Origin of the sequence: Octadecabacter sp. SW4, assembly GCF_008065155.1 — a bacterium.
Taxonomy (GTDB): Bacteria; Pseudomonadota; Alphaproteobacteria; order Rhodobacterales; family Rhodobacteraceae; genus SW4.
This window is the reverse complement of sequence record NZ_CP042819.1, coordinates 1,982,649-1,997,504: the sequence shown is the minus strand read 5'-3', so window position 1 is coordinate 1,997,504 and position 14,856 is coordinate 1,982,649. Positions and strand designations below refer to the sequence as shown.

The window sequence follows — 14,856 nt, the reverse complement described above, 5'->3', positions numbered from 1 at the left end:
CATGGAAACCATCATCCTATTTGCCCCGCTGGTTGGCGCCATCATTGGCGGTTTCGGCTGGAAGATTATCGGCGAGACCGGCGCGCAGTGGCTGACCACGGGCCTGCTGTTCCTGTCGGCCTTGCTGTCGTGGATCGTGTTTTTGGGCCATGATGGCGTGACCGAAACGATCCATCTGATGAACTGGATCCAGTCGGGCACGCTGGATACCGCCTGGTCCATTCGCGTGGACCGTTTGACGGCGATCATGCTGATCGTGATCACGACCGTATCGGCGCTCGTGCATCTCTATTCGGTCGGCTACATGGCCCATGACGAAAATTTCGGCGAGGCGAACTACAAGGCGCGTTTCTTTGCCTATCTCAGCCTTTTCACCTTTATGATGCTGATGCTGGTGACGGCGGACAACCTTGTGCAGCTGTTCTTTGGCTGGGAGGGCGTGGGCCTCGCCTCGTATCTGCTGATCGGGTTCTATTACAAGAAACCCAGCGCGAATGCCGCCGCGATCAAGGCCTTTGTGGTCAACCGCGTGGGCGATGTGGGGTTGGCGCTGGCGATGATGGCGCTGTATTTTGCCACCGACAGCCTTCGCTTTGACGATATCTTTGCCGCCGCGCCGCGACTGGCCGAGATGGAGATCACCTTTTTGTGGACCAGCTGGAACGCGGCCAACCTGATCGCTTTCTTGCTGTTTGTCGGCGCGATGGGGAAATCGGCGCAGTTGTTCCTGCACACATGGCTGCCCGACGCGATGGAAGGCCCGACCCCGGTGTCGGCGCTGATCCACGCTGCGACAATGGTGACGGCGGGTGTCTTTCTGGTCAGCCGCATGTCGCCGATCATGGAGTTCGCCCCTGAAACGCAAGCGTTCATCGTCTTTATTGGCGCAAGCACGGCCTTTGTTGCTGCAACGATCGGCCTTGTGCAAAACGACATCAAGCGCGTGATCGCCTATTCGACCATGTCGCAGCTTGGCTATATGTTCGTGGCCGCCGGTCTTGGGGTTTATTCGGTGGCGATGTTCCACCTGCTGACCCACGCGTTTTTCAAGGCGCTGCTGTTCCTTGGGGCGGGGTCAGTCATTCACGGGATGCACCACGAGCAGGACATGCGCAATTACGGCGGGCTGCGAAAGAAACTGCCGATGACCTATTGGGCGATGATGATCGGAACGCTGGCGATCACGGGCGTGGGCATTCCACTGCTTTACATCGGCTTTCCTGTCGGGTTTGCCGGCTTCGTGTCCAAGGATGCGATCATCGAAAGCGCCTTTGCTGCGGGCACTGGTTACGGCTTCTGGATGCTGGTCATCGCGGCGCTGTTTACCTCGTTCTATAGCTGGCGTCTGATGTTCCTGACGTTCTACGGCGAAGCACGCGGTGACAAGCATACCCACGATCATGCCCATGAATCGCCCAAGGTGATGCTGGTGCCACTGGCGGTGCTGGCATTTGGCGCGATCTTTTCGGGCATGGTGTTTTACAAGCCATTGTTCGGGAATGCGAAATATGTCGGCCAGTATTTCGGTGTGCCCTACGCCCAGGCTGGCGAAGCGGGGGCGACATCGGAACATGATGAAGACGCCGCTGAAGGGGGCGAAACTGCCCAAGCCCAGCCCGAGGAAGCGGCCGAGACCCACTATGTCTTTGCCGGTGAACCGGGGCAGGGCGCGATCTATGTCGCCCCCGACAACACGACGCTGGATGATGCCCATCAGGTGCCTGTTTGGGTCAGGTTGTCGCCGTTCTTTGCCATGCTGATCGGCTTTGGCACTGCGTTCTGGTTCTATATCGTCAACCCGGCCTTGCCGCGCCGTTTGGCCGAAGCGCAGCGTCCGCTTTATAACTTCCTGCTCAACAAATGGTATTTCGACGAGATTTACGATGTCCTGTTCGTTGGCCCGGCCAAGGCGCTTGGCCGGATCTTCTGGAAGCGCGGGGACGGGAATGTCATCGATGGTGGCATCAACGGTGTCGCCCTTGGAATCATTCCGTTGCTGACCCGTTTTGCGGGCCGGATGCAGACCGGCTATGTTTTCACTTACGTTTTTGCCATGGTGATCGGGATCGCGATTATCCTCACCTATGTCACCCTGTCGGGAGGGTATAACTGATGGATAACCTCCTTTCGATTGTCACCTTCATTCCGTTGCTGGCGGCGGGTATTCTGGCCCTTTTCCTGCGCGGTGATGACAAGGACGCGCAGCGCAACGCCAAATGGGTGGCGATGGCCGCCACCGTGATGACGTTCTTCGTGTCGCTGTTCATCCTGTTCGGCTTTGATCCGCAAAATACCGGTTTCCAGTTCGTCGAAGAACGCGACTGGCTGCTGGGCTTGCAATACAAGATGGGCGTTGACGGCATTTCGATCCTGTTCGTGATGCTGACGACCTTCCTGATGCCGCTGGTGATTGCCGCCTGCTGGGATGTGAAAATGCGGGTCAAGGAATACATGATCGCGTTCCTGATCCTTGAAACCCTGATGCTGGGCGTGTTCATGGCGCTTGATCTGGTGCTGTTTTACGTCTTCTTCGAGGCGGGCCTGATCCCGATGTTCCTGATTATCGGTATCTGGGGCGGCAAGGATCGCATCTATGCCAGCTTCAAGTTCTTCCTTTATACCTTCCTTGGGTCGGTGCTGATGCTGGTGGCCCTGGTCGCCATGTTCACGGATGCGGGCACCACCGATATTGTCACGCTGCTGACCTATGATTTTGGCAGCGAAAGCTTCAACTTGCTGGGCATTCACGTGGTCGGCGGGATGCAGACCCTGATGTGGCTGGCGTTTTTCGCGTCATTCGCGGTGAAATTGCCGATGTGGCCGGTTCACACATGGCTGCCCGATGCGCACGTGCAGGCGCCTACTGCCGGGTCGGTCGTGCTGGCCGCGATCCTGTTGAAGATGGGCGGTTACGGCTTTTTGCGGTTCTCCTTGCCGATGTTCCCTGCCGGGACCGAGGTGCTGGGCACGGCCGTGCTGTGGCTTTCGGCGATCGCCATTGTCTATACCTCGCTGGTGGCGCTGGTGCAGAAGGACATGAAAAAGCTGATCGCCTATTCATCGGTTGCCCATATGGGATATGTGACGATGGGGATATTTGCGTTGAACCAACAGGGGATCGACGGTGCGATCTTCCAGATGATCAGCCACGGTTTCATTTCCGGCGCATTGTTCCTGTGCGTCGGGGTGATCTATGACCGGATGCACACCCGCGAGATTGATGCCTATGGCGGTCTTGTGAACAAGATGCCGGTCTATGCGCTGATCTTCATGTTCTTCACGATGGCCAATGTCGGCCTGCCCGGCACATCCGGCTTTGTCGGAGAATTCCTGACGCTGATCGGGGTGTTTCAGGCCAACACTTGGGTGGCGCTGTTTGCCGCAAGTGGCGTGATCCTGTCGGCGGGGTATGCGCTATGGCTTTATCGCCGCGTCGTGATGGGTGACCTGATCAAGGAATCCCTGCGCAGCATCACCGATATGACACGGCGCGAGCGCATGATCTTTGCGCCGCTGGTGGTGATGACCTTGTTGCTGGGGGTCTATCCCAGCCTTGTGACAGATATTATCGGCCCAAGCGTGGAAGCGTTGATCGGGCGGGTGGACACAGCGCAGGCGGCTTTTGAAGCGGCCAGCCAGATGGCCCAGAATTAAGGAAGTGAACGGATGATTTCTGTCGATATGCAAACCGTCCTCCCCGAGATCGCGCTCGCGGTCTTTGCCATGCTGGCCCTGTTGGCTGGCGTCTATACGGGCAAGGACAAGACCGCGCCGCTGATGGTCTGGGTGACATCGGCCGTGTTTGTGCTGATTGCCGCCGTGATCGGCTATGGCGGGAGCGGCACGACAACGGCCTTTGGCGGCACCTTCGTCGATGATGCATTCGCGCGCTTTGCCAAGGTGGTGATCCTGTTGTCGGCCGCCGCCGTGCTGCTGATGTCGCAGGATTACATGACCAAGCGCGGCCTTTTGCGGTTCGAATATCCGCTGCTGGTCGCCCTGTCGGTGGTCGGCATGATGGTGATGGTCAGCGCCGGTGACCTGATGGTGCTGTATATGGGGCTCGAGCTGCAATCGCTGGCGCTGTATGTTGTCGCCGCGCTGCGCCGCGATAGCGTGAAATCGACCGAAGCGGGCCTGAAATACTTTGTGCTGGGCGCGCTGTCGTCGGGTCTTTTGCTTTACGGCGCCTCGCTGACATACGGTTTTGCCGGCACGACCCTGTTCACCGGTATCATCGCATCCGCCGAAGGCGGCGTGTCGCTGGGGCTGCTGTTTGGTGTGGTGTTCATGTTGGCCGGTTTCGCCTTCAAGGTCAGCGCCGCACCCTTCCATATGTGGACACCGGACGTCTATGAAGGGTCGCCCACCCCGGTCACGGCATTTTTTGCCACCGCCCCCAAGGTCGCGGCGATGGGGCTGTTTGCCCGTGTCGTGCACGATGCATTCGGCGGGATCGTTGGCGACTGGCAGCAGATTGTTGCCTTCCTGTCGGTCGTGTCGATGTTTTTGGGCGCAATTGCCGCGATCGGTCAGACCAATATGAAACGCCTGATGGCCTATTCCTCGATCTCCCACATGGGATTTGCGTTGATGGGTCTGGCAGCGGGCACGGCCTTTGGCGTGCAGGCGATGCTGATCTACATGGCGATCTATGTGACGATGAATGTCGGCACATTCGCGTTTATCCTGTCGATGGAACGGGATGGCCGCCCCGTCACGGATATCTCGGCGCTGAACCAATACGCCAAGGTGGAACCGCTCAAGGCGCTGGCCGTGCTGTTGCTGATGTTCAGCCTTGCCGGTGTGCCGCCATTGGTGGGCTTTTTCGGCAAGTTCTATGTGCTGCGTGCCGCCTACGAGGCGGGCCTTGGCTGGCTGGCTGTGGCGGGGGTTGTGGCCTCGGTGATCGGGGCGTTCTATTACCTGCGGATCGTGTTCTTCATGTATTTCGGGGAACAGCAGGACGAACCGCTGGATCGCGGGATGCCGCCGGTCTTGTGGGGGTTCCTTGTGGCCAGCGCGACCATCATGCTGGTCGGGATCGTAAACCTGTTCGGGATCGAACCCCTGGCGCAGGCTGCGGCGGCGACACTTGTCAACTGACCTGACGCCGCTTTGGGACAGACCTGAAACCGCACAGTTCTGGCCTCAGGATTATGGCCGCGTGCTGCTGGACGAGGTCGATAGCACGATGGCGCAGGCGCGCCGCATTGCACCAACGGCTGCGGGCCACACCTGGATCATGGCAAAACGCCAGACGGCGGCCCACGGGCGGCGCGGCCGGCCCTGGGCCGCGCCGGATGGCAATTTCGCGGCGACCTTGCTGTTGCGGGTCGGGGGCGATCCCGCACGGGCGGCATTGCGGTCATTCCTGATGGCCGTTGCCCTGCGCCAGACCTTGGCGATGTCAGTGGCGGGCGATCGACTGGCCAACAAGTGGCCCAACGATGTGCTGCTGGCCGGGGGCAAGGTCGCGGGCATCCTGCTGGAAAGCAACGGGCAGGGCGGGCAAGTTGATTTTCTGTCGATCGGTGTCGGCGTGAACCTTGCCGCTGCCCCGGCCCCCGATCAGGTCGAGGCGGGCGCGTTTCGCCCGACGGCGCTGGCCGATCACGGGGCCAGTGTCAGCCCGCAGGACTTTCTGTTCTGGCTCGCCAGCCATTTTGCCGATCAGGAACGCCAGTTCCGCGAATTTGGCTTTGATCCGATCCGCCGCAGCTGGCTGGCCCATGCCGCCCGTTTGGGCGAGGTCATTACCGCGCGCACCATGCGCGATGAAATGACCGGCACTTTTGACACGGTCGATGCCGACGGCAATCTCGTGCTTTTGACAGCATCGGGGCGCACTGCTATCGCGGCGGCAGATGTTTATTTCTAAAGGGGCGGCACATGCTTCTGACCATTGATTGCGGCAATACCAACACGGTCTTTTCCATCTGGGACGGGCAGAAATTCCTGTGCACCATGCGCACGTCAACCCATCACGGGCGCACAGCGGATGCCTATTTCACATGGTTCACGACATTGGTGCAGCACTACGGGATCACGCCGGATATTACGGATGTGATCATTTCCTCGACCGTGCCGCGTGTGGTGTTCAACCTGCGTGTGTTCTGCGAGAGGTTCTTTCACTGTCGCCCGATGGTGGTGGGCAAACCCGAGTGCAAGCTGCCCATTCCGCCGCGAGTCGATGCAGGTGCGCGCCCCGGTCCTGACCGTCTGGCCAATGCCGCCGGCGCCTTTGATCGCCACGGGGGATCGGTGGTAGTGGTTGATTTCGGCACGGCCACCAATTTCGATGTGGTCGCCGAGGATGGGGCCTATATCGGCGGGGTGATTTCGCCCGGTGTGAACCTAAGCCTTGAGGCTTTGGCCGCCGGTGCCGCCGCATTGCCACATGTGGACGTGTCCCAGCCCGCCAAGGTGATAGGCACCAACACTGTCGATTGTATCCAGTCGGGTGTTTTCTGGGGTTACACGGGCCTCATTGAAGGGCTAACAGCACGGATCAAGGCCGAATACGGCCACCCCATGAAAGTCATCGGCACAGGCGGGCTTGCGCCCTTGTTTGCCCAGGGTGACAAGCTATTTGATGTGATCGAGGACGATCTGACGATGCACGGCCTGACCGTCATCCACCAATATAACAAGGATAACCCATGAGCAGTAACCGTTTGATCTACCTTCCTCTTGGCGGGGCGGGCGAGATCGGGATGAATTGCTATGTCTACGGCTATGGCAAGCCCGATCAGGAGCGGCTGATTGTCGTGGATCTGGGCGTGACCTTCCCCGATATGGACACGTCGCCGGGCGTTGATCTGATCCTGCCCGATATCGCGTGGCTGGAAGCGCGGCGCGACCGGATCGAGGCGATTTTCATCACCCACGCGCACGAAGATCACGTGGGCGCGGTTGGTCACACATGGGAACGTCTTGGCGCGCCGATCTATGCGCGGGCTTTCACGGCCAATATTGCGCGGCGCAAGATGTCGGAACACGGGTATTCCGATGACAGCGTGACCACGGTCAGCAAATGGCCCGATACGGTGCAGGCGGGGCCGTTCAGCGTGGGTTTCCTGCCGATCAGCCACTCGATCCCCGAAAGCAGTGCCTTGGTCATCGACAGTCCCGAAGGCCGTGTGATGCACACCGGCGACTTCAAGATCGATCGCACGCCGGTGGTGGGCGAACCCTTTGATCATGACCTCTGGCGCGCGGTGTCCAAGGATGGCGTGCGCGCGCTGGTCTGTGACAGCACCAATATCTTTTCACCCCATGCAGGCCGGTCCGAAGCCAGCGTTGGCCCCGAAATCGAACGCCTGATGCGCGAGATGACGGGTATGGTCGTGGCGACCACTTTTGCGTCCAATATCGCGCGGCTGAAAACGCTAGCACAGGCGGCGGATCGGGCGGGGCGCTCGGTGTGCCTGTTGGGCCGCGCCATGCGCCGGATGACCGAAGCCGCGGCCGAGGTCGGCATCCTGCACGATTTCCCCGCCACGATTTCCCCTGAAGATGCGCTGAACGTGCCGCGTGAAAACCTGATGCTGCTGGTCACCGGATCGCAAGGCGAGAGGCGCGCGGCATCGGCGCAACTGGCCAACGGCAAGTACATGGGGTTGACCATGAAGGACGGCGACACCTTCCTGTTCAGCTCCAAGACGATCCCTGGAAATGAACGCGGCGTGATCCGCATCATGAACCAGTTTTCTGAAATGGGCGTTGATATCATTGATGATTCTTCAGGGCTTTACCATGTGTCAGGCCACGCCAACCGCCCTGATATCGAAGAAATGCACGATATCGTCAAACCGCAGATCGTGATTCCGATGCACGGCGAACACCGCCATCTGCGCGAACACGTCAAGATTGCCGAAGGCAAGGGGCTGGCCGGTATTGTTGCCGTGAACGGCATGATGATTGATCTGTCGGGCAATGCGCCGCGCGTGGCCGAATATATCGACACGGGCCGCACCTATCTGGATGGCACCGTGCAATACGGCGCGATGGACGGGATTGTGCGGGACCGAATTCGTATGGCGCTGAATGGGCATGTGATCATCACAACGATCATCGACGAAGAAGGCGAGCCCCTGGGCGATCCCTGGTGCGAGGTCATGGGCCTGCCCGAAATGGGCCGCAACAACGCGCCGCTGGTCGATGTGCTGGAACAGGATCTGTCACAGTTCATGAACCGCGCCGCCGACAAGACGCTGGCCAATGACGACACGCTGGAAAAAGAGCTACGCAAGATCGCGCGCAGTTCTGCCATGTCCGAGATCGGCAAGAAGCCCGAAGTGACAGTGGTGATTTCGCGGCTGAGTTAATTCAGCCTTGCTACTAATCAAAGCTGTGGTTCTATTACAGGGAGATACAAGCGGGGCTTAGTGATGGCGTTAGTCGAGTGCAGGGAGTGTGGACATAGCATTTCGGATAGTGCGCGCGTTTGCCCAAGCTGTGGCATCGACCACCCCGCCGGTGTCGGTCCACCACCCGTTCCGCCGCCCGCACCCCTATACCCTCAAGGTCAGACGCCGCCCTCATTGCCTACACCAACCGCCGCAACGGGGTCTAGAACCCTGCTGATCGTTGGTGGAGCTTTGGGCGCTGTGATTGTCGTTCTCGTGGTATTGGGGTCGATCCTTGATGCAACCAAGCAAAGCGTTTGCACAGTCACTGCAGTTCAGAACACTGATGACGCGTTCATCGTGAACGGAGAGTTCGACTATGGCATCGTGACAGCCGTCAGTGTCGCGCTTGAGGGTCCCGGTCGAAATGTGATGGTGCGCGTTCGGCTTGAAACCAACGAAGGTGATATCGAGAAATCCCGCAGCGTCGCCCTTTCGGAGAACGGTCGACGCACGATCCAGATACAGTTTCCAGAGCCGACCGTGATGACGGTCGTAAACAGGAGCGTTGCGTTCTGTTCTTAGGGTAATAGTGCAAAAAAGGGCGGGGCCATCACGCGCCCGCCCTTTGTCATATCTGTTAGCGGCGTCTAACCCTTGCGCCGCTCGTCAAAGCTCATCGCGATGAAATCGGGGGCATCGTCGCCCATGCCAACACCGCGCGTGTTGTCCGTGCGGTTATTGCCGCGCCCGCGATTTTGCCGGGGCTTGTCTGCGGCCTTCTCGGCGGGCTTTTCCGCAGGCTTTTCAGCCTTCTTTTCGGCCACGGGTTCCGGCTTGGCCTCGGGGGTATCTTCCTTTGGCGTGTCGGATTTGCGTGACCGGCTCCGCGTGCGTTTCTTTGGTTCGTCGGGCTTGTCCTCGGCAGCAGGCGCACCGCCGCCCAGCGGATTATCCAGCCGTGGAATCGCATGTTGCACAAGGCGTTCCACATCATCGAGGTTCTTTTCGTCGCGCGGCACACAGATCATCATGGCCGTGCCAAGCTTGCCCGCGCGGCCCGTGCGACCGATCCGGTGCACGTAATCTTCGGCGTGGCTGGGGACATCGAAGTTGAACACATGGCTGACGTTTGGCACGTCAAGCCCGCGCGCGGCCACATCCGAGGCCACAAGAAAGCGCAGCGTGCCATCGCGGAATTCCTGCAGGGTGCGGGTGCGGTGTGACTGGTCCAGATCACCGTGGATCGGCGCAGCGTCCAGCCCGTGTTTCTGCATGGATTTGGCGACCACATCCACATCGACCTTACGATTGCAAAAGATGATGCCGTTGCGACAGTTTGCGCCTTCGCTTTCGATCAGCGCGCGCAGCAGTTTGCGCTTTTCGGTGGCTTCACGGTCCTTGCGGCTGCCGCGAAACATGACCACGCCCTGGGTGATGTTTTCACCGGTCGTCGCGGCACGCGCCACTTCGATACGGGCCGGATTTGACAGAAAGGTATTGGTGATCCGCTCGATTTCCGGCGCCATTGTGGCGCTAAAGAAAAAGGTCTGGCGGGTGAACGGTGTGAGGCCGAAAATACGTTCGATATCAGGGATAAAGCCCATATCTAGCATCCGGTCGGCCTCGTCCACGACCATGATCTTGACGTCAGACAGGATCAGTTTTCCGCGCTCGAAATGGTCCAGCAGGCGACCGGGCGTGGCGATTAGCACATCGACGCCCTTGTCGATCAACTGATCCTGTTCCTTGAATGACACGCCGCCGATCAGCAGCGCCTTGGTCAGCTTGGTGTATTTGGCATAGGCGTCAAAATTTTCTGCGACCTGCGCGGCCAGTTCGCGCGTCGGGCAAAGCACCAGCGAACGCGGCATACGGGCCCGCGCGCGGCCACGACGCAACAGCGAAATCATTGGCATGGTAAAGGCGGCCGTCTTGCCGGTGCCGGTCTGGGCAATGCCCAAAACATCGCGCCCTTCAAGGGCGGGGGGGATGGCGCCCGCCTGAATAGGTGTCGGCGTTTCATAGCCGGTGTCGACGATGGCCTTGAGAACCTTGGGGTCAAGGTTGAGATCGGAGAATTTAGTCATGTAGCCCTTTCACATTTTGCGGCTGCTATGGCCGCAAACCTGCGCGGCCCGACCGGCCGTATTGCCGGTGCGTTCGATCTGTGGATGCTTTAGGCGCTGAGGGGCGGAACGTCAAGTTTATAAGGCAGCGGGGCGGGTTAGGTGCCGATGCTGTGATGCAGCTGTGGTGGATAACCGGCATTTAGAACGGCGACTGTCGGGGCGGGGGTCAAAATGGTGATCGCGCCCTTGGGCTGTGCACGGGGCGGGCCATATCCGGCTGGGCGGTAGGGCCAAAGCCGCCCCTTGGCCAGAAGGTGCGGTGCGGCATCGTGGGCCACAAACACCCCGTCCGGCAGGTCGCCCAAAGGGGCGCTATGGGTCACTTGCAGCCGCGTGCGGGTCACGCGGGCGCTGTGCAATGCACGGTCGATACCGTCATGCCCGGCGGGGCCAAAGGCCGCGGCCCAAGCCGCCTTGAAGGCGCGGTAAGCAGCGGGGCGGCAATAGGCGCAGGGGCGATGACCTGCGGCCAGTCCGACGGCCTCGTCCATGAAAAACAGGGGTGTCCAGCCGCGCGCGGGCTGCGCCCCGCGATAGGTGCCGCGCGGGTGGGCCAGATCGCAGATGATCCAGTGGCGATGCGTCCAGCGCACCGCCCCAAGCCGCCCGTGATCATCAAACCGCAAAATCCCGCGATTGCCGGTCAACATCCCGCGCGCCCGATCAGCAATGATCTGCCCATCCGGTTGCACGCGGTTTTGCAGGGTCACACCATCATTTCCTTCGTCGCCGTCAGCGTCACATCGGGGTAGTCGCGTGCGACGCGGTCGATGTCCCATTGCAGGCGGGTCAGGTAGACCACGTCACCGTCATTGTCGGTGGCGATGTGTTGTTTGTTGGCGGCGGCGAATTTGTCGATAGCCGCTTTGTCGCCCTGCACCCAGCGGGCCGAGGTGAATTGCGACTGATCAAACCGGACGGGCAGGCCGTATTCCAGCTCGATCCGGCTGGCCAGCACCTCGAATTGCAGCGCGCCAACCACGCCGACGATGAACCCCGACCCGAAGGTGGGCTTAAAGACCTTGGCGGCCCCTTCTTCGGCAAATTGCATCAGCGCTTTTTCAAGGTGTTTGGCCTTCATCGGGTCGCCCGCGCGCACGCCTTGCAGCAATTCGGGCGCGAAGGACGGGATGCCGGTGACGCGCAGCGCCTCGCCCTCGGTCAATGTATCGCCGATGCGCAACTGGCCGTGGTTGGGGATGCCGATAATGTCGCCGGCCCATGCTTCTTCGGCCAGTTCGCGGTCACTGGCCAGAAACAGCACCGGATTGGAAATCGCCATCGGTTTCTTGGAGCGCACATGGGTCAGTTTCATGCCCCGCAGAAAGTGACCCGAGGACAGCCGCACAAACGCCACACGGTCGCGGTGTTTTGGGTCCATATTGGCCTGCACCTTGAAGACAAAGCCCGAAACCTTTGTTTCTTCTGGCAAAATCTCGCGCGGGGTGGCGCGTTGGGGCTGCGGTTCGGGACCATATTTGGCGATCCCGTCCATCAGTTCCCGCACGCCAAAGGAATTCATCGCCGAGCCGAACCAGATCGGCGTCATTGATCCGTTCAGCAGCGCTGTAGGGTCAAGGGGCGGCAGCAATTCGCGTGCCATCTCGATCTCTTCAAGGAACTTTTCCAGCAGATGCGCCGGCACCAACTCGGCCAGTTTCGGATCGTCCAGCCCGTTGATTTCGACCGATTCCGCCACCTTGTTGCGATCAGCCCGGTCCATCAGGTGCAGCTTGTCCTGCAAGATGTCGTAACAGCCGATAAATTCGCGCCCGACACCGATGGGCCAGGATGCTGGGGTTACGTCAATCGCCAGATTTTCCTGAATTTCGTCAATGATATCAAACGTATCTCGGCTTTCACGGTCCATCTTGTTGCAAAAGGTCAGGATCGGCAGATCGCGCAATCGGCAGACCTCGAACAGCTTTTGGGTCTGGCTTTCTACGCCCTTGGCGCCGTCAATCACCATGACGGCCGCATCGACGGCCGTGAGTGTACGATAGGTGTCCTCGGAAAAGTCCGAGTGCCCGGGAGTATCCACCAGATTGAACCGGAAGGTCTTGAAATCAAACGACATTGCCGAAGCCGACACGGAAATCCCGCGGTCCTTTTCCATTTGCATGAAGTCGGACCGGGTGCGCCGTGCCTCGCCCTTGGCGCGCACCTGGCCCGCCATCTGGATCGCGCCCCCATAAAGCAGGAACTTTTCAGTCAACGTCGTTTTGCCGGCATCCGGGTGCGAGATGATCGCAAAGGTCCGGCGGCGGGCAATTTCGGCGGGAAGGGCGGGGCGATTTGTCATGGCGCGGCTATAGCTGTGCGCTGTGACAGGGGCAAGGTGCCACGCGCCTTTGAGGGCGTGCCTAGCTGCTTGAGGCGCGCCGCAGCAGGGCCACGGCATCGCGTGCCGACAGCAGGCTTTCGGTGACTTCGTAGTCGTTGTGCTGGCGGTCGCGGTGGCTGTCGTTTGGCGCACCTTCGGGCAGGGCGCCGCGGGTGCGCGGATCAATCAACAGGGATTCAGCCGCGATCCCTTCGGCATAGACGATCTGGTGGTCGTCAAACAGCAGTTGGAAATAATCGACAAAGCCGCCATCGCGCTGGAATACCGTGTCGCCATTGATCAGGTGACGGACCTTGATCAGCACTTCGGCGCGGCCAGCGCCAAGCGCATCTTCGCGTTGATAGACGAAAATGCGGTGATCGGGGCTGAGCACCAGATCATGGGCGTTGAAAAGCGTATCCTTGCGGATCACCACGGGGGCAAATGCACCCACGGCGCGCAGGGTGGTCTGGCCGATCCAGCGCACATCTTGCGGGCCATCGTCACGGGTCAGAACACGGTCGCCGACTTGCAAATCCTCGACCGGGCGCTGTTCGCCCGAGGCAAGGGTGATCCGGGTGCCGCGCGTGAAGGACACGCAGGCCACTTCGGCAAAGCGGCTGGTGGCGGCGTGGCGGTCCACGCCCACAAGCCGGTAATCGGTGCCCGGTGCCAGCGTCGCAAGCGGCAGGAAATAGCTCTCGGCGACCTCGCCATCTTCGACCTCGACAAAAATCAACGCTTCGATTGTGGTGCTGTCGGGGGCCATGAGGGTCACGCAGCAATCAAGATAGAAGTCATTGCCGACCGCGCCATGCGGCGTGTCCGGGTGCAGGATGAAATGGGTCGGCGCATCAGTCATGGTGACGATGAGCGGAGCGCGGCGGGCACCGTCTACCAATTGATAAAGATCGTCCATCACCAGATCGTCGGCGAATGTGATCGGGTCGCCTTCGGCTACACCATCGGTCACGCGAAACTGCGCTGCGGGGTAGACCTGCAACGACTGGGGCGCGGACGGGGTGGCGTTGGCCATTGGGACACTCACTTGGGTCAAACCTTGTCACGGCCTAACCTAAAAAAGAAATGCGGCGCAATGGCGTCAAATCCCCGACCAGTTCGCGGCGTTGTTGCAAAATCCGCGGGCGCGACTTAGGCAGGATCAAAGCAATCGGAAAGGGGTTAACATGGATCTTGGGATTAAGGGTAAACGCGCGCTGGTCTGTGCATCGTCCAAGGGGCTGGGGCTGGGCTGCGCGCGCGCGCTGGCCGCTGCGGGCGTCGATCTGGTGATGAACGCACGCGGCGCGGATGCGCTGGAGGCTGCGGCCGCTGCGATCCGTGCGGATTTCGGCGTTGATGTGGTCACGGTCGCGGCGGATATCGCCGGTGCTGCGGGGCAGGCCGATGTGATCAAGGCCGCGCAGGGCGTTGATATCCTGGTGACAAATGCAGGCGGGCCACCGCCGGGGATGTGGTCGGATTGGGACCGCGATGATTTTATCGCCGCACTGGATGCCAATATGCTGGCCCCGATCGCGCTGATGAAGGCGCTGTTGCCTGGAATGCAGAAAAAGGGCTGGGGCCGTGTGGTGAATATCACCTCGCAGTCGGTGAAATCGCCCATAGCTGTGCTGGGCCTGTCCAATGCCGCGCGTGCGGGGCTGACGGGCTATGTGGCGGGCACCTCGCGGCAGGTGGCGCCCGATGGCGTGACGATCAACAACATGCTGCCGGGGATTCATGCAACGGACCGCGCGATCAGCCTTGATACAGGGGTCAGCACGCAGCAGGGCATTTCGATGGACGAGGCCCGCGCGCAGCGTCAGGCAACGATCCCCGCGCGCCGCTATGGCACGGCCGATGAGTTTGGCGCGATGTGTGCGTTCTTGTGTTCGCAGCACGCGGGATTCATCGTCGGGCAGAATATATTGCTTGATGGTGGCGCGGTGAATGCCACGCTGTGACCTTGGCGTTTGGCTTGCCTTGGGGGGCGTGGGTTGATACCACGCCCCGTGATACCCGATAAGATCACTCGGAATTAGGCGGC

12 protein-coding genes are annotated in these 14,856 nt (G+C 60.3%); 8 read left to right on the top strand and 4 right to left on the bottom strand.

Annotated elements, in window-relative coordinates; all coding sequences use genetic code 11:
* The first annotated feature begins 1 nt into the window (after position 1).
* From nuoL to FTO60_RS09820, 7 genes are all read left to right on the top strand, one after another.
* The gene (gene nuoL / locus FTO60_RS09850) at positions 2–2,113 is read left to right on the top strand and encodes an NADH-quinone oxidoreductase subunit L (protein ID WP_148055800.1); all 2,112 of its coding nucleotides are present in this window, start codon (positions 2–4) and stop codon (positions 2,111–2,113) included.
* A complete protein-coding gene (locus FTO60_RS09845) occupies positions 2,113–3,654 on the top strand; it encodes an NADH-quinone oxidoreductase subunit M (RefSeq protein ID WP_148055799.1) in 1,542 nt (513 codons plus the stop codon). The genes nuoL and FTO60_RS09845 overlap by 1 nt, the downstream gene beginning before the upstream one ends.
* 12 nt (positions 3,655–3,666) lie before the next feature.
* The gene (gene nuoN, locus FTO60_RS09840) at positions 3,667–5,106 is read left to right on the top strand and encodes an NADH-quinone oxidoreductase subunit NuoN (protein ID WP_148055798.1); all 1,440 of its coding nucleotides are present in this window, start codon (positions 3,667–3,669) and stop codon (positions 5,104–5,106) included.
* Positions 5,096–5,881: a biotin--[acetyl-CoA-carboxylase] ligase gene (locus tag FTO60_RS09835; protein WP_302849687.1), complete on the top strand. Its 786-nt coding sequence runs from the start codon at positions 5,096–5,098 to the stop codon at positions 5,879–5,881. Before nuoN ends, FTO60_RS09835 begins: the two co-directional genes overlap by 11 nt.
* 11 nt (positions 5,882–5,892) lie before the next feature.
* A complete protein-coding gene (locus tag FTO60_RS09830) occupies positions 5,893–6,666 on the top strand; it encodes a type III pantothenate kinase (protein ID WP_148055796.1) in 774 nt (257 codons plus the stop codon).
* Positions 6,663–8,330 carry a ribonuclease J gene (locus FTO60_RS09825; RefSeq protein WP_148055795.1) on the top strand — a complete coding sequence of 556 codons (1,668 nt, stop codon included), beginning with the start codon at positions 6,663–6,665 and terminating at the stop codon, positions 8,328–8,330. Before FTO60_RS09830 ends, FTO60_RS09825 begins: the two co-directional genes overlap by 4 nt.
* A gap of 216 nt (positions 8,331–8,546) precedes the next feature.
* Positions 8,547–8,936, top strand: coding sequence for a hypothetical protein (locus FTO60_RS09820; RefSeq protein ID WP_148055794.1), 390 nt, complete (start codon positions 8,547–8,549; stop codon positions 8,934–8,936).
* Positions 8,937–9,001: 65 nt separating this feature from the next.
* Here FTO60_RS09820 and FTO60_RS09815 read toward each other — a convergent pair whose 3' ends face one another.
* The 4 genes from FTO60_RS09815 to FTO60_RS09800 form a co-directional block, all read right to left on the bottom strand.
* Positions 9,002–10,441 (bottom strand): DEAD/DEAH box helicase, encoded by a 1,440-nt coding sequence (locus tag FTO60_RS09815; protein WP_148055793.1) that lies wholly within the window; start codon positions 10,439–10,441, stop codon positions 9,002–9,004.
* Positions 10,442–10,578: 137 nt separating this feature from the next.
* Positions 10,579–11,193, bottom strand: coding sequence for a hypothetical protein (locus FTO60_RS09810; RefSeq protein ID WP_148055792.1), 615 nt, complete (start codon positions 11,191–11,193; stop codon positions 10,579–10,581).
* A complete protein-coding gene (locus tag FTO60_RS09805; RefSeq protein ID WP_148055791.1) occupies positions 11,190–12,785 on the bottom strand; it encodes a peptide chain release factor 3 in 1,596 nt (531 codons plus the stop codon). Before FTO60_RS09805 ends, FTO60_RS09810 begins: the two co-directional genes overlap by 4 nt.
* 61 nt (positions 12,786–12,846) lie before the next feature.
* The gene (locus tag FTO60_RS09800) at positions 12,847–13,842 is read right to left on the bottom strand and encodes a Hint domain-containing protein (RefSeq protein WP_148055790.1); all 996 of its coding nucleotides are present in this window, start codon (positions 13,840–13,842) and stop codon (positions 12,847–12,849) included.
* 151 nt (positions 13,843–13,993) lie between these two features.
* On the opposite strand from FTO60_RS09800, the gene FTO60_RS09795 reads away from it, so the two are divergent.
* Entirely contained in the window at positions 13,994–14,773 is a 780-nt protein-coding gene (locus FTO60_RS09795; protein ID WP_148055789.1) for an SDR family oxidoreductase, read from the top strand.
* The last annotated feature ends 83 nt before the right edge of the window (positions 14,774–14,856 follow it).